This window comes from Streptomyces sp. Y20, from assembly GCF_043195475.1.
In the GTDB taxonomy this organism is placed as follows: domain Bacteria; phylum Actinomycetota; class Actinomycetes; order Streptomycetales; family Streptomycetaceae; genus Streptomyces.
Window position 1 is genome coordinate 411,575 of the sequence record NZ_JBIDDP010000002.1, and the last position, 23,214, is coordinate 434,788.

Below are 23,214 nucleotides of genomic sequence, written 5' to 3' on the forward strand. Positions count from 1 at the left end.
GGCGGGACGGCGCGGACGGCAACGGGGCGGGGGCGTGACCCGCGTGGTCACGCCCCCGCCCCGTAGCGCGGTCACCCGCGGACCGGCTGTCAGCCGAACTGCTGCTCCAGGTCCTTCAGCTTGCGCTCCAGGGAGTCCAGACGCGGCAGGGCCATCGTGTCGTCCTCCGCGGTGAGGTCGACGGCCACCGGCTCAGCTCCGCTGCGGACCGGCTGAAGGGAGGGCCGGGCGCGGACGGGCAGCTGCTCCGCGGTCGATATGGCAGGCTCCGCGGTCGTCGGGGCCGCACCGCGCTCCACCGCCTGCACCTCGACCTGCCGGCCGCCCCGGCCGACGAACCCGCGGTGACCCCGGCTGATCGCCTTCAGCTGGGCACGCTCCACACGCTGCTGGTCGCGCCGGCGCTGGCGGTTGGCCTCCTTCTGCCGCTTGTCCTCGCGGGCCTCCTCGACCGCCTCGTCGAGGCTGCGCACACCCTCCAGGAGCATCAGCGACCAGGCGCGGTAGGTCTCGCGGGGCGCGCGCATCCAGCGGACCATGCGGATCTGCGGCAGCGGACGCGGTACCAGGCCCTGCTCGCGCAGCGCGGCCCGGCGGGTCTGCTTCAGCGCCCGGTCGAACAGCACCGCCGCCGACAGCGACATGCCGGAGAAGAACTGCGGCGCGCCGTCGTGACCGGCCCCCCGGGGTGCGTGCACCCAGTTGAACCAGGCAGCCGCCGCCGCGAACATCCATACGAGCAGCCGCGAACCGAGGGCCGCGTCACCGTGGCTGGCCTCGCGCACCGCGAGCACGGAGCAGAACATCGCCGCACCGTCCAGACCGAACGGCACCAGGTACTGCCACCCGTCGGTCAGCCCCAGGTTCTGCTCGCCGAAGCCGACGAGCCCGTGGAAGGACAGGGCGGCCGCGACCGCCGCGCAGCAGAAGAGGAGCACGTAGGAGGCCGTGCCGTAGACGGCCTCCTTGCGCCGCCGGCGCTCCTCGGTGCGCTCCCACGAGTCGTCCGCGCTCGCGTTCTCCCCGGAGGTGCGCTTGCCGCGCGCGAGCACCGCCACCGCCGCCAGCATGCCCAGGAGCAGCACGGCGCCCGGAAGCAGCCAGTTCAGCGATATGTCGGTCAATCTCATCAGGGGTCCCTTGCATTGGGATAGGGCGTAATGCCCGCCATAGTGGCCCACTCCCGACGGCCCTCAAGGGGTTTCGGGGCAAGAGGCCGCCAAGGAGGTGCAAGGGGATGCCCGCAGACGGCTTTCTGCTCGAACTGCCGCGTGAGGGGCGGGAGTTGAGTTCGAATAAGACTACCCGTACGGGTGGTCCCGCGGAAAGTTCCCGTGGCAGGTGAGGAAACGGTGAAGTATTTGTCTGGGAGTTGCGCCGTGAGCGGCGGGCTCCTGTCGCGGTGATCCTAGTGGACGCGCGGCCGCACCGCTGACCTGACGGCTTCTCAGGCGGCGGCAGCAGAGGCCGCCTTGCCGATCCGCGCGCCGTCGCGGGTGCGCGGACAGGTGGCGCACATGTCCTCGGGGCGGACGGTGCAGAACATGCGGCAGCTCGCCCGGACCCGGGTCGCCAGGGGCGCCCCGTCCGGACCCGCCGACGTCCGGAAGGCCGCCGCACCCGCGTAGGGCCCGGTCGCGCCGGGCAGCAGCAGCCCCAGCTCCCGCACGGCCCGCCGTTCCTCGTCCTCACCGAGCAGCCGGGCGACATACCACAGCCCCTCCACGACCTCATCGGTGGCCATGCCCCACAGTGCCGCCCGCGCCGCCGGGCACGGGGCCCGAAGGCGTCCAGCACCGGCTCCAGGTGCTCGGCCACGGCTGCCCGCACCCGGGCCCGCAGGGCCTCCTCGTCCGGTACGACGACCGTGCCGGGCAGCGCGGCGGCCGGATCGCCGGGCAGGCAGGCGAGGGCGACGGGCGGCCGCACGGCCATCCGGCCGGCCGTGCGTCGGTACGAGACGTGCGTCACGGGCAGCCGCGGCACCCGGCGGTGCAGGAACCACGGCACGGTGATCAGCAGGCAGGAGGCCCAGGCGTAGCGATGCAGGCCGAAGCTCGCGACGACGTCGGGTCGGGCCGGCCGGCCATGGTCGCGCGGCACCTGGGCCGCGTCCCAGGCCAGGAAAGCGTCCAGCTCCGCCCCGCCGGCGGCGAGCCCGGCGGCACTGGTCCAGCCCTCGCCGGAGGCCGCGGGGGCGTTGGGGCCCAGCTCGGCCACGGTCGGCGCCGGCAGGACCGCGCCGAGGCGGTCGTACGCGGCGGTGAGCGGAGAGGCCGCAGCGGGCATGGCAGGACCACCGCCCCTTCGACACGTCCTGGGCAGGACTGGAGTGCACAGGCAAGCCTGTCCTTACTCATCCTGGCGGAGTTTGCGCTGCCGCCCGGTGCGCCTAAGGTGCTTGACGGATCAGTGTCAACCCGTCGTTAATGACCCAAGTACCGACAAGCCGCCAGGAGGACCCGTGAAGCAGGGCGTGCAGGGCGTGCAGGGCTCCGCGGGCGCGCGTGCCGCCCGGGTGCCGGCGCAGCAGCGTCCGTCCGGCGCGGAGGCTCCCGTCCGGGAACGGGACGCCGCGGACGCCCCGGTGCGGGGCGCGGTGCGGGGCGAGCACACCCACGGTGAGCACCTCCACGGTGCCCCACACGGTGAGCACCTCCACGATGAGCACCCCCGAGGCGAGCGGCCGGTCCCGGGACCGCGGGCCGCGGTGCGGCGCTCCTCCGTGCGCGGGCAGATCCTGGACGCCCTGCGCACCGCCCTGGTCACCGGCGAGCTGCGGCCTGACGAGGTCTACTCGGCGCCGGCGCTCGGCGAACGCTTCGGCGTCTCCGCCACGCCCGTGCGGGAAGCCATGCAGCAGCTCACCCTGGAGGGCGCCGTCGAGGTCGTCCCCAACCGCGGTTTCCGGGTCGTCCGGCGGGGGGCGCGGGAACTGGCCGAACTGGCCGAGGTCCGCGCGCTGATCGAGCTGCCGGTGATACTGCGGCTCGCCCGCACGGTGCCGGCCGAGCGGTGGGCCGACCTGCGGCCCCTCGCCGAGGAGACGGTCCGGGCGGCCGCGTGCGGCTGTCCGGCGACGTACTGGGAGGCCGACCGGGCGTTCCACCGGGCCCTGCTCGCCCTGGCGGGCAACGAACAGCTCGTCCGGATCGCCGAGGATCTGCACCGGCGGTCGCAGTGGCCGCCGGTACGGCGCGGGCGGCCCGGGCGGGCCGGGCTGGTGGCGGACGCGGCGGAGCACCTGGCGTTGCTGGACGCGTTGAGTGCCGGGGACTGTGATGTCGTGCGGAGGCTGGTGGGGGAGCATTTCGCCGGCGCGGGCTGAGCGGTTGTCGGGTCGGGGGGCGGGCTGAGGTCGCCTCCCGGGTGCGGGCCCGTCGGGGCCGGTCGCGCGGTTCCCCGCACCCCTTCGGGGATTGCCGTGGCCGACGGGGTGCCCCGCACCCGGAGCCGGTGGGGCCGGTCCTACGCCGTTGCCGCTCCCGGGGTCGGGGGGTTCAGGTGGCGGGACAGCCAGGTGGGGACTCCGCCGAGGAGGCGGAACAGGCGGCGGGCCTCCTCGCGCAGGCGGGACGCCTCCGGCTCCTCCTCCGTGTCCGCCAGGGAGGCCAGCGCGGGGGCCGTGCCCACCAGGTAGCCCAACTCCTCGCGGATGCGCAGGGATTCGGCGAAGCCGTGCCGGGCCTCCGCCACCTCGCCCTCGCGCAGGGCGAGTCCGGCGAGGTGCCGCCAGGTGAAGGACAGCAGGAGCGGGTCGCCGTGGGCCGTGGCGCCCGTGTGCGCGCGCCGGTACGCGGCCCGGGCCGCCTGCGGGGAGCGGGTCAGGTTCTCGGCGAGCAGCCCCCGGCGGAAGTCCAGCAGGGGCCGCCCGGCCGCTCCCGGAGGGATCAGCGCCGCCGCCCGGCCGAGCGCGGCCCGCGCCTCGTCGGCCCGGTCGCGGACCCCGTGCAGCGTGGCGGCGTAGGCGAGCTGGCCCCGCTCGCAGGCGGCGGCCCCGCGTTCCTCGTCGTCGTGGGCCAGGGCCTCCGCGGTCCGCAGCGCGTCCTCCGCGTCCTGCCAGCCCCGCTCGGTGTACAGGCACCGTTCGACCAGGAGCCCGGCCCGCTGCAACGCCGTACCGGGACGGTCGGCCGGCAGCAGGGCCGCGGCGTCGGCCCAGCAGGCGCGGCTGCGCAACCGCCATACCGCGGTCTGGAGCGGATCGTCACCGGTGGTTCCGTTACCAGACATGGCGGTATGCGCCACGTTGCCCTCCCCGAAGCACGCCATCGAGCTGTTGAGTGGTGGCGGCATTCCAGCACCGATCGCGGGGCCGGGCCAAGAGGGTGGGTGAAAGATTTCACAAAGTCGTGGGGCGCGGGCGCGGCGGCCCCCGGCCATCGCGCGCCCCCGCCGGCGTCAGCTCATGCGCAGGGCCAGGAAGAAGTCGAGCTTGTCCTCGAGGCGGGAGAGGTCCCGTCCCGTCAACTGCTCGATCCGGCCCACCCGGTAGCGCAGCGTGTTGACGTGCAGGTGGAGACGGGTGGCGCAGCGGGTCCAGGAGCCGTCGCAGTCGAGGAACGCCTCCAGCGTCGGGATCAGCTCGGCGCGGTGCCGGCGGTCGTACTCCGTCAGCGGGTCCAGCAGGCGGGCCGTGAACGCGCGGCGGACGTCGTCCGGGACGAAGGGCAGCAGCAGGACGTGACTGGCCAGTTCATGGTGGCCGGCGGCGCAGACCCGGCCGGGGCGGGCCGCCGCCACCCGGCGGGCGTGCCGGGCCTCCTCCAGGGCGCCGCGCAGGCCCTCCGCCGAGTGCACGGCCGCGCTGACGCCGAGGGTGAGCCGCCCGTCGCCGTCGAGGCCGGCCGACAGCGGCTCCCGTACCGACCGGAGCAGGGCGTCGGCGAGCAGCCCGGTCTCGGAGCCGTCGTGCTCGGTGGAGACGGCGGGGAGGGGGACCAGGGCGATCGCCTCGTCGCCGGTGTGCGCGACGGCGATGCGGTCGGACGGTTCCGGGCCGGACGCCAGGGGGTCGACGAGCACCTCCTCCAGCAGGGACTGGGCGACCGCGCCGCCCCCGGCCTCCTCGCCCTCCCACTCCACGCGGGCCACCACGACCTGCCAGTGCGGCGCCGCCCCGAGCCCGGGCAGCAGCACCGGCGCGGCCACCCGCAGCCGGGCGGCGATCTCGGCGGGCGCGGCGCCCGTCTGGACCAGTTCCAGCACCTCCTGGGCGAGCCGGCGCCGCACCGTGCGGGCCGCGTCGCGGCGGTCCCGTTCGACGGCGATCAGCTGGGTGACGCCCTGGAGCAGGTCCAGCCGCTCCGCGGGCCAGTCACCCGCGTCCGCCTCCACGGCCAGCAGCCATTCCGCCAGGACCGTCTCGCGGACGTCGCGGGGGGCCTGCGGGGAGCGGGCGGCGGAGCGGACCGGGAACAGGGAGTAGGTGGAGCCGTTCAGCAGGGCCCGGTGCGGGCCGCGGCGGCCGGTACGGGTGGCGGCCAGGTGCTCCGCGGCGAGCCGGGCGCAGGTCTCGGCGGGCAGCGCCGGGCCGCCTACCTCGGAGCCGGCGATCAGCCGGCCGGTGGGGGAGAGCACCCAGGCGCGCAGGTCCAGGTCGGAGCCGAGCAGGTCCAGGACCACGTCCGGGCCGCCGCCGGCCGGGCCCGACGTCATCATCCGCCGGTGCCGGTCCACCACCGCGGCCAGGTCTCCGGCGCGCTCGCCGGAGACCTGCCGGACGACGTGCTCGGTGATCGTGGCGAACGCCACCGACTCGTGCACCGCGAACAGCGGCAGCCGGTGCCGGGCGCAGGCGGCCACCAGGTCCTCCGGCACATCGCCCAGCTCGGCCTCGCCGGCCGCGAGCGCCGCCACCCCGGCCTGCACCAGGATCCGTACGAAGGGCTCCGAGTCGTCGGCGTCCCGGCGCCAGGCCAGGCCGGTCAGCACCAGCTCGCCGCCGGTGAGGTAGCGGCTGGGGTCGCGCAGGTCGGTGGTCATGACCCCGCGTACCGCGCGGTCCAGCTCGTCCTCGCCGCCGAGCAGCCGCAGGCCCAGCGCGTCGGTGTCCAGCAGTGCGCGCAGCCGCATCTCGTCGCCGCCGTTCTTTGTCTCGAAACCTACGATGGATCTTGAGGGGGGGCGCGGGGCGCGCCCGGTGCGGGCGCACACGGCGCGTACGCCGTGGTCTCACCGCTGTTTCCTGCGTTTCCCCAGGAAAACGGAGAGGTTACCGACGACCTCTGTTCATACGAATCTACAAGATGCCTGGCCTGGCCAGCCAACTCCTTCATGGTTTCGGTGACTGACCCCGCCGGAGTACGGAGCGGTGTACTGAGTCCACTCCGCGTGAACAGCACCTGAACGAGCCGGGACCGCCGCACACGGATTGGCTCAATCTGTACGACTCACGTACGACTCACGAGACGAAGAAGAGAGCCGGTCATGGACTTCCTTCGCCCCGCCAGCTGGGAGGAGGCGCTCGCCGCGAAGGCCGAGCACCCCACCGCTGTGCCGATTGCGGGTGGCACCGATGTGATGGTCGAGATCAACTTCGACCACCGCCGGCCCGAGTACCTCCTCGACCTCAACCGTGTCGGCGACCTCTTCGAGTGGGAGGTGGGGGAGGACACCGTACGGCTGGGCGCCTCCGTCCCGTACACCAGGATCATGGATGACCTCCGTGCCGAGCTGCCGGGCCTGGCGCTCGCCTCGCACACGGTGGCCTCCCCGCAGATCCGCAACCGCGGCGGTGTCGGCGGCAACCTCGGCACGGCCTCGCCCGCCGGCGACGCCCACCCCGCCCTCCTCGCGGCCGGCGCCGAGGTCGAGGTGGAGTCGGCGGCCCGCGGCACCCGGCTCATCCCGATCGACGCGTTCTACACGGGCGTCAAGCGCAACGCGCTCCGGCCCGACGAGCTGATCCGCGCCGTTCACGTGGCGAAGGCGGACGGACCGCAGCAGTACTCGAAGGTGGGTACCCGCAACGCCATGGTCATCGCCGTGTGCGCCTTCGGTGTCGCCCTGCACCCCCGGACCCGGACGGTGCGCACCGGCATCGGTTCCGCCGCCCCCACCCCCGTGCGGGCCAAGGCCGCCGAGGAGTTCCTGAACGCGGCCCTGGAGGAGGGCGGCTTCTGGGACAACGGGAAGATCATCACTCCGTCGGTCGCCAAGCGGTTCGCCGAGCTGTGCTCCGGCGCCTGCAATCCGATCGACGACGTCCGGGGCACGGCGAGCTACCGCCGGCACGCGGTCGGCGTCATGGCCCGCCGGACGCTCACCTGGACCTGGGAGTCCTACCGCGGCGCCCGCCGCGCATCCGAGGGAGCTGCGTAATGCGCGTCAACTTCACCGTCAACGGACGCCCGCAGGAGGCCGACGACGTCTGGGAGGGCGAGTCCCTGCTGTACGTGCTGCGGGAACGCCTCGGCCTGCCGGGGTCGAAGAACGCCTGTGAGCAGGGCGAGTGCGGGTCGTGCACCGTCCGGCTGGACGGCGTGCCGGTCTGCTCCTGCCTGGTCGCGGCCGGCCAGGCCGAGGGCCGCGAGGTCGTGACCGTCGAGGGCCTGGCGGACTACGCCAGGCAGCGCACCGAGGGCGGCTGCGCCACCGGCGCCTGCGGCACGCCGACGACCTCGCTCGACGAGGCCCGGCAGTGGCAGGCCGAGGGCACCGGCCCGCGCACCGGCGAGGGCAGCGGGCTGTCCCCGGTCCAGCAGGCGTTCATCGACGCCGGCGCCGTCCAGTGCGGCTTCTGCACCCCCGGTCTGCTCGTCGCCTCCGACGAACTGCTGGAGCGCAACCCGAACCCGTCCGACGCCGACATCCGTGAGGCGCTGTCGGGCAACCTGTGCCGCTGCACGGGCTACGAGAAGATCATGGACGCGGTCCGCCTCGCGGCCGCCCGCCAGTCCGAGGGGGTCTGAGCATGCCGGCCAACGGCGCACCCACGAAGATCACGCAGGGCACCCCGACCCGGGGCGGCATCGGCGAATCCACGCTCCGCCCGGACGGCACCCTCAAGGTCACCGGCGAGTTCGCGTACTCGTCCGACATGTGGCACGAGGACATGCTGTGGGGGCAGATCCTGCGCTCCACCGTCGCACACGCCGAGATCGTGTCGATCGACACCTCCGAGGCACTCGCGCTGCCCGGCGTGTACGCCGTCCTGACGTACGACGACCTGCCCACCGAGGTGCGGAACTACGGCCTGGAGATCCAGGACACCCCGGTCCTCGCGCACGGCAAGGTACGCCACCACGGCGAGCCGGTCGCGATCGTCGCCGCCGACCACCCGGAGACGGCCCGCCGCGCCGCCGCCAAGATCAAGGTGGACTACAAGGAGCTGCCCGTCATCACCGACGAGGCCTCCGCCACCGCGCCGGACGCGATCCTCGTCCACGAGAACCGCGACGACCACCACATCGGCCACGTCCCGCACCCGAACATCGTCCACCGCCAGCCGATCGTCCGCGGCGACGCGGCCGCGGCCGCCGCGAGGGCCGACGTCATCGTCCGGGGCGAGTACACGTTCGGCATGCAGGACCAGGCCTTCCTCGGCCCCGAGTCCGGCCTCGCCGTCCCCGAGGAGGACGGCGGCGTCCACCTCTACATCGCCACCCAGTGGCTCCACTCCGACCTGCGCCAGATCGCCCCCGTCCTGGGCCTGCCCGAGGACAAGGTGCGGATGACGCTGGCCGGCGTCGGCGGCGCGTTCGGCGGCCGGGAGGATCTGTCCATGCAGATCCACGCCTGCCTGCTCGCGCTGCGCACCGGCAAGCCGGTGAAGATCGTCTACAACCGGTTCGAGTCCTTCTTCGGGCACGTCCACCGCCACCCGGCCAAGCTGTACTACGAGCACGGCGCCACCAGGGACGGCAAGCTCACGCACCTGAAGTGCCGGATCGTGCTGGACGGCGGCGCCTACGCCTCCGCCTCCCCCGCGGTCGTCGGCAACGCCTCCTCGCTGAGCGTCGGGCCGTACGTCGTCGAGGACGTCGACATCGAGGCCGTCGCCCTTTACACCAACAACCCGCCCTGCGGCGCCATGCGCGGCTTCGGCGCGGTCCAGGCGTGCTTCGCGTACGAGGCGCAGATGGACAAGCTGGCGAAGGAACTGGGCATGGACCCGGTGGAGTTCCGGCAGCTGAACGCGATGGAGCAGGGCACGCTCATGCCGACGGGCCAGCCCGTCGACTCGCCCGCCCCCGTCGCCGAACTGCTGCGGCGCGTCAAGGCGATGCCGCTGCCGCCGGAGCGCCAGTGGGAGTCCAGCGAGGGCGCCGACGTACGGCAGCTGCCCGGCGGCCTGTCCAACACCACGCACGGCGAGGGCGTCGTCCGCGGCGTCGGCTACGCGGTCGGCATCAAGAACGTCGGTTTCTCCGAGGGCTTCGACGACTACTCCACCGCCAAGGTGCGCATGGAGGTCGCCGGCGGCGAGCCCGTCGCCACCGTGCACACCGCGATGGCGGAGGTCGGCCAGGGCGGAGTCACCGTCCACGCGCAGATCGCCCGCACCGAACTCGGCGTCGCCCAGGTGACGATCCACCCGGCCGACACCCAGGTCGGCTCCGCGGGTTCCACCTCGGCCTCCCGGCAGACGTACGTCACCGGCGGCGCCGTGAAGAACGCCTGCGAGCTCGTCCGCGAGAAGGTCCTGGAGATCGGACGCCGCAAGTTCGGCTCCTACCACCCGGCCTGGGCCACGGCCGAACTCCTCCTGGAGGGCGGCAAGGTCGTCACCGACGGCGGCGAGGTCCTCGGCGACCTGGCCGACGTCCTGGAGGGCGAGGCCGTGGAGGTCGAGGCGGAGTGGCGGCACCGGCCGACCGAGGCCTTCGACCTGCGCACCGGGCAGGGCAACGGGCACGTCCAGTACTCCTTCGCCGCGCACCGCGCGGTCGTGGAGGTCGACACCGAGCTGGGCCTGGTCAAGGTGATCGAACTGGCCTGCGCCCAGGACGTCGGCAAGGCGCTCAACCCGCTCTCCGTCATCGGCCAGATCCAGGGCGGCACCACCCAGGGCCTGGGCGTCGCGGTGATGGAGGAGATCATCGTCGACCCCAGGACGGCGAAGGTCAAAAACCCCTCCTTCACGGACTACCTCATCCCCACGATCCTCGACACGCCGACCATCCCGGTCGACGTGCTCGAACTCGCCGACGACCACGCCCCCTACGGGCTGCGCGGCATCGGCGAAGCCCCGACCCTGTCGTCCACACCGGCCGTCCTGGCGGCGATCCGGAACGCGACCGGGCTGGAGCTGAACCGCACTCCGGTACGGCCCGAGCACCTGACGGGAACGTGACCCTCCGGGGTCCCAACCGGTGATCCCCTGGGGGGACTTCCTGTTCCCCCGGGCCCCCACTGTTCGTCTCGGGCCGTCCCCCGGGCCGTCCAATCCCAAATCCCGTGTCCCGACTGGCGTCCGCACGGGTGCCCCTGTGAACCTTGGGAGTTGGCCCATGACCCAGCAGTCAGTGGAGCCGAGAACCGCAGCCGACGACGCGGGCGATGGCAGCCGCGTCCCGGCAGGGCGGTCCTGGCTCGACCGTTACTTCCACATATCCACAAGGGGGTCCACGGTCTCGCGAGAGGTCCGCGGCGGCATCACCACCTTCATGGCGATGGCGTACATCCTCCTGCTCAACCCCCTGATCCTGTCCGGCAAGGACGCGGCCGGGGACACGCTCGGCCAGAAGGCGCTGATCACCGCGACCGCGTTCGCGGCGGCCTTCACCACGCTCCTGATGGGCTGGGCCGGCAAGGTGCCGCTCGCCCTCGCCGCCGGCCTCTCCGTCTCCGGCGTGCTGTCCTCGCAGGTCGCTCCCCAGATGACCTGGCCGCAGGCCATGGGCATGTGCGTGATGTACGGCGTCGTCATCATGCTGCTGGTCGTCACCGGCCTGCGTGAGATGATCATGAACGCGATCCCCCTCGCGCTCAAGCACGGCATCACCATGGGCATCGGCCTGTTCATCGCCCTCATCGGCTTCTACAAGTCCGGCTTCGTGCACCAGGGCAAGGCCACCCCGCTCGCCCTCGGCCCCGCCGGCGAACTCGCCGGCTGGCCGGTCCTGCTCTTCGCCGGCACCCTGCTGCTGATCTTCATGCTCCAGGCCAGGAACGTCCCCGGCGCCATCCTCATCGGGCTGGTCACCGGCACGGTCGTCGCCGCGGTCCTCAACGGCCTCGGCGTCATCGCCCCCGGCCAGTGGGCCAACGGCGCCCCCGAACTGCCCGGCAGCGCGGTCTCGATGCCCGACTTCTCGCTCTTCGGGAACGTCGAGTTCGGCGGCTGGGGCAAGGTCGGCGCGATGACGATCGGCATGATCGTCTTCACCCTGGTGCTCGCCGGCTTCTTCGACGCGATGGCCACCATCATCGGCGTCGGCACCGAAGCCGGTCTGGCCGACGACAAGGGCCGCATGCCCGGCCTGTCCAAGGCGCTGTTCATCGACGGCGCCGGCGGCGCGATCGGCGGTGTCGCGGGCGGCTCCGGCCAAACGGTGTTCATCGAGTCCGCGACCGGCGTCGGCGAGGGTGCCCGCACCGGTCTCGCCTCCGTCGTCACCGGCCTGTTCTTCGCGGCCTGCCTGTTCTTCACCCCGGTCACCGCGATCGTGCCGCAGGAGGTCGCCTCCGCCGCCCTCGTCGTCATCGGCGCCATGATGCTGATGAACGCCCGGCACGTGGACTGGGCCGACCGCGCCACCGCCATCCCGGTCTTCCTGACCGTGGTCCTGATGCCGTTCACCTACACCATCACCACCGGCGTGGCCGCGGGCGTCATCTCGTACACGGCCATCAAGACCGCCCAGGGCAAGGCCCGGGAGATCGGCGCCTTCATGTGGGGTTTGACCGTCGTCTTCCTGGTCTACTTCGCCCTTCACCCCCTGGAGGGCTGGCTGGGCGTCCGCTAGTCGCCCGCCGCCCGCACCCATCCGCGAACCCCCTTGAGGAGACCGAGACATGCTGGACATCGCCGATGAGCTGAACCGGTGGGTCGAGCAGGGCCGTGACTTCGCCGTCGCCACCGTCGTGGCCGTGGGAGGCAGCGCCCCGCGCCGGCCCGGCGCCGCCCTCGCGGTGGACGCCGACGGCACGGCCGTCGGATCGGTCTCCGGGGGGTGCGTGGAGGGCGCGGTGTACGAGCTGTGCCAACAGGCGCTCCGGGACGGCCAGACCGTCCTGGAACGCTTCGGATACAGCGACGAGGACGCCTTCGCCGTCGGCCTGACCTGCGGCGGCGTCATCGACGTCCTCGTCACGCCGGTCCGGGCGGACTCTCCCGCCCGGCCGGTGGCCGCCGCCGCGCTGGCCGCCGCCGCGCGCGGGGAGGCGGCGGCGGTCGCGCGGATCGCCGAGGGCCCGGCCGAGCTGCGGGGCCGGGCCCTCCTGGTCCGGCCCGACGGGTCGTACGACGGAGGGTTCGGCGCCCACCCCGAACTGGACCGCACGGTCGCCGCCGAGGCCCGCGCCCACCTGGACGCGGGCCGCACCGGCACCGTGGAGATCGGTGAGCAGGGCTCACGCTGCGGCTCCCCGCTCACGGTCCTGGTGGAGTCCTCGGTGCCCGCCCCCCGGATGATCGTCTTCGGCGCGATCGACTTCGCGTCGGCGCTGGTCCGCGTGGGCAAGTTCCTGGGCTACCACGTCACGGTGTGCGACGCCCGCCCGGTGTTCGCCACCGCATCCCGCTTCCCGGACGCCGACGACATCGTCGTGGAGTGGCCCCACCGCTACCTCGCGCGCACCGAGGTCGACGGCCGCACCGTGCTGTGCGTCCTCACCCACGACGCCAAGTTCGACGTGCCCCTGCTGCGGCTGGCGCTGCGGCTGCCGGTCGCCTACGTCGGCGCGATGGGCTCCCGCCGCACCCACCTGGACCGCAACGAGCGGCTCCGCGAGGTCGGCGTCACCGAGCGGGAGCTGGGCCGGCTGCACTCCCCGATCGGCCTCGACCTCGGTGCGCGGACACCCGAGGAGACGGCCCTGTCCATCGCGGCGGAGATCGTCGCCGACCGGCGGGGCGGCAGCGGGGCCTCACTGACGGGTGCGCACACCCCGATCCACCATGACGGGGAAGCGCGGCGGGCCGGACGCATCGGGTCCGTCGCCTGAGCCACCGCGCCGGGCCGTCCGCGCCGGTTCCAGTGCCCGGGAGCCACCGGGTGGCGGTTCGGCCGGGTCGGGCCCGGCGCCCGAGAGCCGCCGCGACGGCCGCGCGCCGTCCCTGTACCCGGCTCACGCCTCGCACCCGCGTGGCTCACGCGCCTCACACCTGTCGCCTCACACCTGTCGCCTCACGCCTGCCGCCTCATGCCTGCCGGAGCAGTCGGTTCACCGCTCGGCCGAACATCCGGCGGGACACCTGCCCGAGGACGCCGTCGAAGCCGCGGGGCAGGAAGCGCACCCACAGTTCCTCCCGCCACACCACCCGGCTGCGGCCCCCGGGCCCCGGTCGTACCTCGATCTCGGCCCAGCCGAGGACCACCCGGCCGCGTTTCTCCAATCGGCACAGGCCGCCCTCGTCGTCGGCGGGCGGGTGCCAGACCGTCACCTCCATCACGTCGTCGAAAGTGAACGGGCCGACGCCCGAGCGGGCCACGAAGCGCGTGCCCTCCCGGGTCGGCGCGGGCGTGAGCACCCTGATCCGGGTCAGCGGGACCGCGTCGGCGTGGCGGGGCCATTCCGTGAGCCGGCGCCACGTCTCCTCGAGCGGGAGCGGCACGGTGCGTTCGAAAGAGAAGAAGGGCACGGCACGATCGTAGGCAACCGGCGCCGTCCACCTGCGCTTTCGCCCCCGGGTCACCTGTCCGGAGCAATGGTCGCCCGGTGCGGCCGTACGCCTGGCCCGGCCCGCGGGGTCAGGGGCGGTAGACCTTGCCCGGCTCGGCCTTGCCGGGCGCCAGCAGCTGGGGGACCGTCACGAAGACGTAGCCGCGCGCCTTCAGCGCGTCGATGATGCCGGGTACGGCCGGCACGGTCCCCTGGTAGATGTCGTGCAGGAGGATGATCCCGTCCCGGGAGGCCTGGTCGAGGACCCGCTTGGTGATGAGCGCCGAGTCGGTGGTCGTGTAGTCCTTGGCGGTCACGCTCCACAGCACCTCCGCCAGGCCCAGTTCCTTGCTGATGGCGTGCACGTTCGCGTCGGTGCGGCCCTGGGGCGGGCGCATCAGCGTCGGCTTGTGCCCGGTGAGCCGCTCGATGGCGTCGTTCGGCCGCTTCAGCTCCTCGCGTATCTGCGCGTCGGATATCCGGGTCAGGATCTTGTGGTCCCAGGTGTGGCTTGCCACCTCGTGGCCCTCGTCCGCCATCCGCCGGACCAGCTCCGGGTACTTCTCGATGTGCCGCTTGCCGAGCAGGAAGAAGGTGGCCGGGACCTTCTTCTCCTTGAGGATGTCCAGCAGGCGGGCGGAGTTCTCGCTGGGCCCCGCGTCGAAGGTGAGCGCGATGCACTTGGCCTCGCGGCAGTCGACGGTGCCGAGCCGGGCCGGTGCCCCGTGCGCCGCCGCGGCGCGGGCGGTGCTGGGCGCGGTCGTGTCGACCTGGGCGCAGCCGGACAGCGTGAGCGCCAGACAGGCCGCGGCGGACGCGAGGGCGGAGAGAGACAACCTCCGGCCCGCCACGCGCGTCTTCATGGTCGCGTGGTCCGGCGTGGAGATCGTGTCGGTCGAAAGAGGCATGGGCGGACTATACACTGCGTGTATAGCGCAAGTGTTCGAATCTCAGGCCGGTGAGAACGCCGACCCGGCCGTCGCCCGCCCCACCCCCGGGCGTCCCGTTCCCCCGCCGGTGCGACGACCCCGTGCACACCAGTGGTACCGGCCGGGTACGGGGAGTAACCTCGAAGGCATGACGCGCACGGGGGAGCGAGTCGTCACATCGCGCTTACGGACACCGTCCTGGATCGCGCGCATCGAGGCACCGGACGGCCGGGTCCTCGGCGCGGGCGTGCTCCTCGCCCCCGACCGGGTCCTCACCGCCGGCCACGTCGTCGATCCCGGCCCCCGCTACACCGTCCGCCTCGTCGGCGTACCCGGCCTCGCCGCCGTCGCCGCCACGGTCCGCGCCGACGAACACGTGCCCCAGCGCCGGGACGCCTTCGGCGACCGCAGCGGCGACCTCGCCCTGCTGCGCCTGGCCGCACCGCTGCCCACCGAGCACACCACCCGGCTCTACCGGCTCGCCGCGCCGCACGGACCCGTCAGCATGTACGGCTTCCCCGACGGCGACGACGGCGGACGCTGGCACGGCGCCACCCTGGTCGCCGCCCGCGGCCGGGACAGCCAGGTGCAGTTGCGCCCGCTCACCCCCGGCGAACTGGCCGCCCCCGGCTTCAGCGGCGGCGGAGTCGTCGACCACGCCACCGACCAGGTCATCGGCATCGTCCTCAGCGTGGACGAGGGACCGGGCTACGCCTTCAGCTACATGAGCCCCACCGAGACCATCCTCAGCCACCTCCCGCAGGTCGCCGCCTGGACCGACGGCGCCGAGGCCGTCGACCCGCGGCTGCGCAGCGACACCGGCGGCCCCACCGGCCGGCTCGACCTCCCGTTCGCCACCGAGCTCACCGCCTGGTTCCGCGGCGCGGGCTGGCCGGTGCTCGTCACCGTCGTCCCCGCCGCCGGCGACCGCGCCTGGACCCTGCAACGGGCCGTCACCCTCGCCGACCGGGAACTGCGCACCCACCGCAACACCAGCGCCGTCAGCCACGACCCACCCGAGACCGTGCCCCCCGCCGGCGCCCAGGATCTCGCCCTGGACGTCGCGGGACTCACCGCCGCCGAGGTCATGGACCGCATCGCCGAACGCCTCGGCATCCGCGACGACCCCCGGCCCGAACGGCTCGGCACCCTGCGCCTCCCGCTCGCCGCCGTCCTCGTCGCCGTCGACGAGGCCGCCGAACCTGACGCCGTGCTCGGCCTGCTGGACCGGCTCGCCCGGCAGGGGGCCCGGCTGCTGCTGGTGTTCCGCCGCCCCGGCGAGCGCGCCGCACACGCCACCGACCTGCTCGTCCACCGTCCGCTGCGCGAGCGCTGGACACGCCTGAACAACGAACTCCGCCGGATCACCGACGAACTCGGGCCCGCGCTCGACGTACGCCAGGACCGCGTGCTGCCCGCCCCCGGCACCCGGGACCTGCTCGACCGGGCCGAAGCCGGCGTACGGCGCACCCGCATGCTGCGCGCCTGGGTCGCACACACCCCGGAACACGAACGCGAACCCGGGCGCGCCGAGCTGCTGTTCAGCTTCGAGGACGCCGTCGGCCGCCGCAGGCGGCGCCTGGAACAGGCCGTCGGCATGCTCGACGCCCGGCTGCGCCGCCGCGAGGAACTCCTCGGCCGGATCGGCGCCGAATGGCCGCTGTGCCGGCAGCGGGCCACCGCCCACGGCGACCGGGTCGTGGAGGCCTACCGGCTCTACGAACACGCCCTGTCGCTGCTGCGGCACACGCCCTGCGACATCGAACGGGCCGAGACCGCCGTCGACGCGTTCGTCGGCTTCTGCTCCGCCCCCGCACCCGAAGAGGAGGGCGCGTCGTGACCTCGTGCCTCCGGCCCGGCTGCGCGGGCCGCATCATGGTCACCGGCTACTGCGGCACCTGCGGCCACCGGCACGCCGAGCCGCGCACGGCACCGCCGCAGCCGCCACCGGTCACCACCACCGAGGACACGGTCGGCCCGGCGGCCGTCCACGCCGTGGCCGGCATCGGCGGACTCGACCAGCACGGACTCGTCGTCCTGCCGGAGGTCCCCGTCCCCGGCGACGTCCTCGTCAAGGACCCCCGGCCGCCCACCGGAGGCCGCCGCTGCGGCGCCGACGGCTGCACGATGACGATCGGCGTGGGCTACGGCGGCCAGCCCGCCCGCGACACCGGCCGCTGCCCCCGCTGCGGCACGCCGTACTCCTTCCTGCCCCAGCTCGCCCCGGGCGACGTCGTCGCCGGCCACTACAAGGTCCTCGGCTGCCTCGCCCACGGCGGCCTCGGCTGGATATACCTCGCCGAGGACACCGACGCCGACGGACACCGCGTCGTCCTCAAGGGCCAGATCAACGTGCGCGACGATCTCGCCCGTCACGCCGCCGTCGAGGAACGCCGCTCCCTCACCGACCTCCACCACCCCGACATCGTCCGCCTCATCACCTACACCCAGCACCGGACCCCCGGCCACCCGCCCACCGGCTACCTGGTCATGGACTACATCGGCGGCCGCTCCCTCCAGCAGCTCTTCGACGCAGACGACGCCGAACGGATCTTCCACGGCCGCCCCCGCCTCGACCACGTCCTCACCTACGGCTGCAAGATCCTCGGCGCCCTCCAGTACATGCACGAACGCGGTCTGCTCCACTGCGACATGAAGCCCGCCAACGTCATCCACTTCGGCCGGGCGGTCAAGGTCGTCGACCTCGGCGCCGTCCGCGCCATCGGCGACCGCACGTCCGCCTATGTCCACACCGCGGGCTTCGCCCCGCCCCAGGAGGAGATCGACCGCCGAGGCTGGCACGTCGACAGCGACCTCTACACCGTCGGCATGACCCTCCAGGCCCTGGCCCGCGACATCGAACCCGCCCGCGGCCTCGCCCCCGACTCCTTCCGCCGACTCGTCGACCGCGCCACCCACGCCGAACCCCGCGCCCGGTTCCGCTCGGCGGCCGAGATGTCCCGCCAGCTCTGGGAGGTCCTGCGCGAATACCGCTCCCTGCAGTTCGGCGAGCAACTGCCGGAAAGCTCCACCCGGTTCCGCGCCACCGGCGCCAGCCTCGACGCCGGACTCGGCGCCATCCCCGCCCTCGGTCACTGGACCGCCCGCCCCGGCGAGCGCCCCGCCGGCCTGGACGTCTCCCCGCCCCCCGCCGCCGAGGTCGCCGGTGCCCTGCCCGAACCTGTTCCCGACCCCGACGACGGCGCCGCCCTGCTGCTGGACACCTTCCCGCCCGACGCCCCCGACCGCGTCGCCCGGCAGTGGCCCCGCGAATCCCGCCTCGGCACCCCCGAGACCGCGCTGTGGCTGTGCCGCGCCTACCTCAGGAAAGGCGAACAGCAGGCGGCGGAGGGCTGGCTCGCCGAGGCCGAGACGCAGCTCGGCGAACGCGCCGCCGCCCACGACTGGCGCATCGCCTGGCACCGGGGCGTCCTCCATCTCAGCAGGGACGAAGTGGCCCTGGCCGGCGCCCGCTTCGACGCCGTCTACCGCGCCCTGCCCGGCGAGTACGTACCCAAGCTCGCCCTCGGCTACTGCGCCGAGCGCATCGGCGGCGGGCGGCCGGCCCGTGCCATGCGGTTCTACGAGGCCGTCTGGAAACGGGACTCCGCGCACACGCCCGCCGCCTTCGGCCTGGCCCGCGGCCACCTCGCCGGTGGCGACCGGGACGCCGCCGTCCACGTCCTCGACGAGGTCCCCGCCACCTCCCGCCACCACGACGCCGCCCGCATCGCGGCCGTACGCGTCCGCGCCGGCATCCTGCACGGCACCCCGCCCACCCCGGCCGGCCTGCGGGACGCCGCCCAGCGGCTGCCCCGGCTCCGCCTCGACGGCGGGGCCGCGGCCGGCGAGTCCCGGGCCCGGCTGGTAGCCGAGGTCCGGGAGAACACCCTGCACAGCCGCCCGGCACCCGGCTGGGGCCCCGACTTCCCCGCCGGCGACCTGCTGGGCCCCGGCGACGAGGACAGCCTGCGCATCCTGCTGGAACAGTCCTTCCGGCAGCTCGCCGCGCAGGCCCGCACCGCCGGCGAACACGGCAGGCTGCTCGACCTGGCCCACGCCGTCCGGCCGATGACCACCTTCTGACCCACTCACACCCCCGGGAAGAGGCAGCGATGACCGTGGCCGAGGAGACCGAGGTGACGCTCGCGGTCGGCCAGCACAAGGAACTGCCCGCCGTACCGGACGCGTCCGGACGCCACCCCGAACAGGAGATGCACGCCATCCTGGAGATCGGGGTCAGGAGCCGGCCCGGCCCGCAGCACACCGGCGCGCCCGCGCCGGGCACCGGGCCCGCGCTCGCCGAGGTGCTGATCGTCGACACCTCCCGCTCGATGCTCCACCCCGCCGCCAAACTGCACGCCGCGAAGGACGCCACCGCGGCGGCGGTCCGGATGCTGCCCGACGGGACCGCCTTCGCCGTACTCTCCGGGCGGTTCGACGCCACCCTCGTCCACCCCGGGCCCGACCGGCCCGTGCTTGCCGTCGCCGGGCCCGCCGAACGCGAGGCCGCCGAACGCGCCGTACGCATCCTGGACGCCGACGGCGGCACCGCCCTGGGCACCTGGCTCGACCTCGCCCGGCGGCTGCTCAAGGACCACCCCGCGCCCGTCAAACACGTCCTGCTGCTCACCGACGGGCGCAACGAACACGACCACCGGGCCGCCATGGCCCTGGACACCGCGCTCGACGCCTGCGAGGGCAGGTTCGTCTGCGACGCCTGGGGCATCGGCGACGACTGGGACGCCGAACTGCTGCTGCGCATCACCCGGCGACTGCACGGCCGCGCCCACGCCGTCCGCGCCGAAACCGAACTGACATCAGCCTACGAGGAGTTGATGGCCGGCTTGCTCGGCACGGCGGTGCCCGAACTGCGCATCCGGCTCACCCCCACCCCCGGCACGGTGATCCGCCAGGTCAAGCAGGTGGTGCCCGCCGAGCAGGACCTGCCGGCCGTCCCGGCCGGGTCCGGTGGGCGCGCCGTGGAGTACGTCACCCGCGCCTGGGGCGACGAGGTACGGCACTTCCAGGTCGTGCTGACCGCCGACCCGACCGGCCGTGAGACCGACGAGGACCTCCAGCTCGCCGCCGTGGAGCTCGTCCTGCCCGGCCTCGGCCGGCCGGTACGGCTGCCCCCACCGCAGCCCGTCCTGGTGCGCTGGACCGACAACCCGCGCGACGCCTCCCGGCAGTACCCCGGCGTGCGCCGGCACGAGCGGTACCAGCAAGTCGGCGCCGCCGTCGCCCGGGCCTACCGTGCCTGGCTGCGCGGCCCGGACGGCCATGCCACGGCCGACCGTGCCCTCACCCAGGCGCTCGCCCTGGCCGGCGAACTGGGCGACGCCCAACTCCGTGCCGCGCTCCGGCGCATCGAGGCGACACCGGGCACCGGCCGCGTCCGCCCGGGCCTCAAGGACGTCGACTGGCAACACCTCATCCTCTCCAGCGCCCTGACCACCCCGCCGGCCCGGACGGCCGGGAGCGGCGTGAACCGGGCCGGCGCCGGTGACGCGTCCGGGACCTCGGGCGACGGCTCCGAGGTCCCTGCCGGCGTGGCTCCGGCGGCGCGGGACGCGGCTCCCGGGTCACCGAGGGGGGCCGAGGACGGGCGGGCGGGGAGGGGTGGGGAGGGACGGCCGGACGCCGGTGGGAACGTGCGGCCGGTGCCGGGGTCGGCTGCCTGCGCGCATCCGACGGCCGGCGCGCCCGCGAACCGCGGAGCCGGCGTGCCCGCACCACCCGTGGCGGACGCCCGCGTGTCGCCCGGGCCCGGTGTGCCCGTACGCCCCGGGTACGGCGCCCCCGCGTCGCACACGCCCGACGGCTTCCTGCCTCCCGAGGCCGACGACCCACCGCACCCCGAGGCCGACGCCCCCGGACCGGCGGGAGCCGGTGTCGTCCCTTCCGCCTTACCCGGCGGACCCGGCGGACCCGGGGACCCCGGCGCCCAGGATGCTGCCCCCCGTGCCCCCCTCGTCCCCGCCGTCCTCGTGCGTGCCGACGGGCTTGTGGAGTGTCCGGGGTGCCGGTGGCTCGGGCCGGCTGAGTCCGTGTACTGCGGGGGTGCCTGCGGGCGGCGGCTGAGGGAGGCGTCGGAGTGAAGGGCGGCGAGGCGACGAGGGCCGGTGGCGGCAGGGGCACCGGCCGGTCCGGGGCGCCGTGGCCGCCGCGCAGGCGCGCGCGGGCGGCCGGCGGCCGCGCATCCGCCCGGGCGGACCGCAACCGGCTCACCCGGCTCCTCCGTGCCGGTGGCCGCCCGCCGGAGGGCGGCAGTACGACCGCGTACGACCTCGCGGTACGCCGCCGCCTGCTGCTGGGCCTGTCGGTCCTGCTCACCCTGTCCCTGTTCCTGTCGTACCAGGGCGTGCACGGTGACGCCGACCCGCTGCGCACCGCCAGCGCCCCGGCCGTGCTGTCCCTCGACACCGCGCAGTACGCCCTCGGCCAGGCCCAGCGGGACGCCGGGGCGGCGGCACCGACCAGCGACTTCCAGAAGCAGATCTCGGTCGCGGCACACAGCCTCGCGGCGGCCGCCGGTGACGACGTCGGCGGCCCGGCGGGTCGGCAGGCCCTGCTGACGGTCGCCGGGCTGATCACCGTGTACGCCGTGAAGGTGCAGCAGTCCCAGCTCCAGCCGGACGGGGACGTGCTGCGTGAGGCCTACCGCCGCTACGCCACCAGCATCCTGAGCGACGAGCGCTCGGGCATACAGGGCCGGCTGGCGGTCCTCCAGCGCCAGCAGCGCGCGGCCGTGCACCGGCAGACCTCGTTCGGCCCGCTGCTGTGGCTCGCCTGGAGCGTGACGCTGCTGCTGGCCCTGGCTCTGGCCGCCGCGCTCGTGGAGACCCAGCTCTTCCTCCGCCGCCGCTTCCGGCGCCGCTACAACCGGCACCTCATCGCGGCCTGTGTCCTGCTGCTCGGCGGGGTGGCCGTCACCGTGCTGTTCACGGTGTGGACCCAGCAGGGCATGGCGGACACCCGCGCCCTGCTCGGGCGCGGGCTGGACGGACCGGAGATCACCGACGCGGGGCGGGACACCGCCTCGTACCTCGCGCACACCGGCTTCCGCGCGGCGGCCGCGGTGTGGATCCTGATAGGAGGCGTGCTGCTCATGGCACTGGCCGAGACGGGACTGCGACGGCACATCGACGACTACCGGTTCAGGCCCCGGTGAGGGCGCGGCGCAGCGGTCCGGCGCCGGCCGCCCCCGGGCGCCGCCCCCGCCCCTCCCGCCGCCTCGTCCGCGTCGTCACGCTGGTGGCGACCTGTCTGGCCGTCCTGGTGGCGGCCGTCGTGGTGGGCGTACGCACCTTCGGGCGGGAACCCACCGTCACCCTGCTGGCCAACTGGACCGGCGACGACGAAGGCAGGTTCCGCAAGGTGGTGATCGAGTCGTTCGAGCGCGAGTACCACATCCGGGTCGAGTACCAGGGCAGCTCCGCCGAGAGCCAGGTGCTGGGCGCCGACGTGGAGGCCGGGACACCGCCCGACGTGGTGGTGCTCACCGGCCCCGGCGAACTCGCCGAGTACGCCCGGCAGAAGAACCTCGTCGCCCTGGAGGACCTCGTCCCGCGCGGCGCCTTCGGAGCGTCCTGGGCCGCGCCGCTCGCGGACGGGCACGTGTACTGGTTCCCGCTCAAGGCAGACCTGAAGAGCATCGTCTGGTATCCGGCCGGTGTCGGCGCACGGCAGCGCGCCGAGGCGGCGAAGCGGCCGGCCCAGTGGTGTGTCGGCATGGGCTCCGGCGCCACCAGCGGCTGGCCCGGCACGGACTGGATCGAGGACATCCTGCTCCAGCAGTCCGGCCCGCGCGTCTACACGCAGTGGGCGCGCGGCGCCCTGTCCTGGCGGTCCGAGCCGGTCCGGCGGGCGTGGACGACCTGGCGCGAGCTGATCGGTGCCGGCGGCGAGCGGGACCTCGTCCGGCGCGCCCTGATGACCCCGTACGGCGAGGCGTCCCAGCCGATCACCACGGTCCCGCGGGGCTGCACCCTCGAACACCAGGCGTCGTTCATCCGCAAGAAGACCCGCTGGCAGCGCGCCGACGGCCGGTACGAGCCCTCCGCCCGCCACATCCCCGGGGCCACCGGCAACGACGCGTGGGAGGTGTCCGGAGACCTGGTCGCCCTGCTGCACGCCACCCCGGAGGCGAAACGGCTGATCCGCTACCTCGCCTCCGCCGAAGCCCAGCGCGCCTGGAGCGTCGCGGAGTCCGGCTTCTCCGTCAACGCCGAGGCACAGCCCGCCCCCGCCAGCGCCGGCTCCGCCTGGCACCGCTCCCTCGCGCGCATCCTCGTCGACGGCCACGCGGTGCACTGCTTCGACGCCTCCGACGCGATGCCGCCCTCGGTGCGCGACGCGTTCGCCGAGGCGGCCATCGAGTTCCTCGCCCACCCCGGCCACCTGGAGGCCCTGCTGCGCTCCCTGGACACCCTCAGCGGCACCCCGGGCCTGACCTGGGTCCCCTCGGTGTGCGACCGCGTGCCGTGAACCGGCCGGCGCGTCCCCGTCGGCC

The 23,214-nt window shown here is 74.2% G+C and carries 16 protein-coding genes and 1 pseudogene; 11 read left to right on the forward strand and 6 right to left on the reverse strand.

Annotation, left to right across the window (positions count from 1 at the left end):
• Nucleotides 1-89: 89 nt before the first annotated feature.
• Nucleotides 90-1,130, reverse strand: coding sequence for a DUF2637 domain-containing protein (locus ACGFT1_RS06865; RefSeq protein WP_373907972.1), 1,041 nt, complete (start codon nt 1,128-1,130; stop codon nt 90-92).
• A gap of 317 nt (nt 1,131-1,447) precedes the next feature.
• Nucleotides 1,448-2,289 (reverse strand): annotated as a pseudogene (locus ACGFT1_RS06870) (iron-sulfur protein).
• 175 nt (nt 2,290-2,464) lie between these two features.
• On the opposite strand from ACGFT1_RS06870, the gene ACGFT1_RS06875 reads away from it, so the two are divergent.
• Nucleotides 2,465-3,328, forward strand: a complete 864-nt coding sequence (locus ACGFT1_RS06875) for a GntR family transcriptional regulator (RefSeq protein ID WP_373907973.1) — start codon at nt 2,465-2,467, stop codon at nt 3,326-3,328.
• Between the two features lie 140 nt (nt 3,329-3,468).
• Here ACGFT1_RS06875 and ACGFT1_RS06880 read toward each other — a convergent pair whose 3' ends face one another.
• On the reverse strand, nt 3,469-4,233 hold the full coding sequence (locus ACGFT1_RS06880) for a hypothetical protein (RefSeq protein ID WP_373907974.1): 765 nt from the start codon (nt 4,231-4,233) through the stop codon (nt 3,469-3,471).
• 168 nt (nt 4,234-4,401) lie between these two features.
• Nucleotides 4,402-6,075 carry a PucR family transcriptional regulator gene (locus ACGFT1_RS06885; protein WP_373907975.1) on the reverse strand — a complete coding sequence of 558 codons (1,674 nt, stop codon included), beginning with the start codon at nt 6,073-6,075 and terminating at the stop codon, nt 4,402-4,404.
• Nucleotides 6,076-6,429: 354 nt separating this feature from the next.
• Between ACGFT1_RS06885 and ACGFT1_RS06890 the strand changes: the two genes are divergently transcribed.
• From ACGFT1_RS06890 to ACGFT1_RS06910, 5 genes are all read left to right on the forward strand, one after another.
• Nucleotides 6,430-7,323, forward strand: a complete 894-nt coding sequence (locus ACGFT1_RS06890) for a xanthine dehydrogenase family protein subunit M (RefSeq protein ID WP_373907976.1) — start codon at nt 6,430-6,432, stop codon at nt 7,321-7,323.
• Nucleotides 7,323-7,913, forward strand: coding sequence for a (2Fe-2S)-binding protein (locus ACGFT1_RS06895; protein WP_373907977.1), 591 nt, complete (start codon nt 7,323-7,325; stop codon nt 7,911-7,913). Before ACGFT1_RS06890 ends, ACGFT1_RS06895 begins: the two co-directional genes overlap by 1 nt.
• Nucleotides 7,914-7,915: 2 nt before the next feature.
• The gene (locus ACGFT1_RS06900; RefSeq protein WP_373907978.1) at nt 7,916-10,297 is read left to right on the forward strand and encodes a xanthine dehydrogenase family protein molybdopterin-binding subunit; all 2,382 of its coding nucleotides are present in this window, start codon (nt 7,916-7,918) and stop codon (nt 10,295-10,297) included.
• 157 nt (nt 10,298-10,454) lie between these two features.
• On the forward strand, nt 10,455-11,912 hold the full coding sequence (locus ACGFT1_RS06905; protein ID WP_373907979.1) for an NCS2 family permease: 1,458 nt from the start codon (nt 10,455-10,457) through the stop codon (nt 11,910-11,912).
• Between the two features lie 49 nt (nt 11,913-11,961).
• Entirely contained in the window at nt 11,962-13,113 is a 1,152-nt protein-coding gene (locus tag ACGFT1_RS06910) for an XdhC family protein (protein ID WP_373907980.1), read from the forward strand.
• A 196-nt stretch (nt 13,114-13,309) separates the two neighbouring features.
• Here ACGFT1_RS06910 and ACGFT1_RS06915 read toward each other — a convergent pair whose 3' ends face one another.
• Together ACGFT1_RS06915 and ACGFT1_RS06920 are read right to left on the reverse strand one after the other, a co-directional pair.
• On the reverse strand, nt 13,310-13,750 hold the full coding sequence (locus tag ACGFT1_RS06915) for an SRPBCC family protein (protein ID WP_373907981.1): 441 nt from the start codon (nt 13,748-13,750) through the stop codon (nt 13,310-13,312).
• A gap of 109 nt (nt 13,751-13,859) precedes the next feature.
• Nucleotides 13,860-14,633, reverse strand: a complete 774-nt coding sequence (locus tag ACGFT1_RS06920) for a polysaccharide deacetylase family protein (protein ID WP_373908232.1) — start codon at nt 14,631-14,633, stop codon at nt 13,860-13,862.
• Nucleotides 14,634-14,847: 214 nt separating this feature from the next.
• Here ACGFT1_RS06920 and ACGFT1_RS06925 point away from each other — a divergent pair, with 214 nt between their 5' ends.
• The 5 genes from ACGFT1_RS06925 to ACGFT1_RS06945 all read left to right on the forward strand — a co-directional run bounded on the left by ACGFT1_RS06925 (nt 14,848) and on the right by ACGFT1_RS06945 (nt 23,189).
• Entirely contained in the window at nt 14,848-16,539 is a 1,692-nt protein-coding gene (locus ACGFT1_RS06925; RefSeq protein ID WP_373907982.1) for a trypsin-like peptidase domain-containing protein, read from the forward strand.
• Nucleotides 16,536-18,785, forward strand: a complete 2,250-nt coding sequence (locus ACGFT1_RS06930) for a tetratricopeptide repeat protein (RefSeq protein WP_373907983.1) — start codon at nt 16,536-16,538, stop codon at nt 18,783-18,785. The genes ACGFT1_RS06925 and ACGFT1_RS06930 overlap by 4 nt, the downstream gene beginning before the upstream one ends.
• Before the next feature lie 29 nt (nt 18,786-18,814).
• Entirely contained in the window at nt 18,815-20,800 is a 1,986-nt protein-coding gene (locus tag ACGFT1_RS06935) for a VWA domain-containing protein (protein WP_373907984.1), read from the forward strand.
• A complete protein-coding gene (locus ACGFT1_RS06940) occupies nt 20,797-21,873 on the forward strand; it encodes a hypothetical protein (protein ID WP_373907985.1) in 1,077 nt (358 codons plus the stop codon). Before ACGFT1_RS06935 ends, ACGFT1_RS06940 begins: the two co-directional genes overlap by 4 nt.
• 83 nt (nt 21,874-21,956) lie before the next feature.
• Nucleotides 21,957-23,189, forward strand: coding sequence for an extracellular solute-binding protein (locus ACGFT1_RS06945; RefSeq protein WP_373907986.1), 1,233 nt, complete (start codon nt 21,957-21,959; stop codon nt 23,187-23,189).
• Nucleotides 23,190-23,214 lie beyond the last annotated feature (25 nt).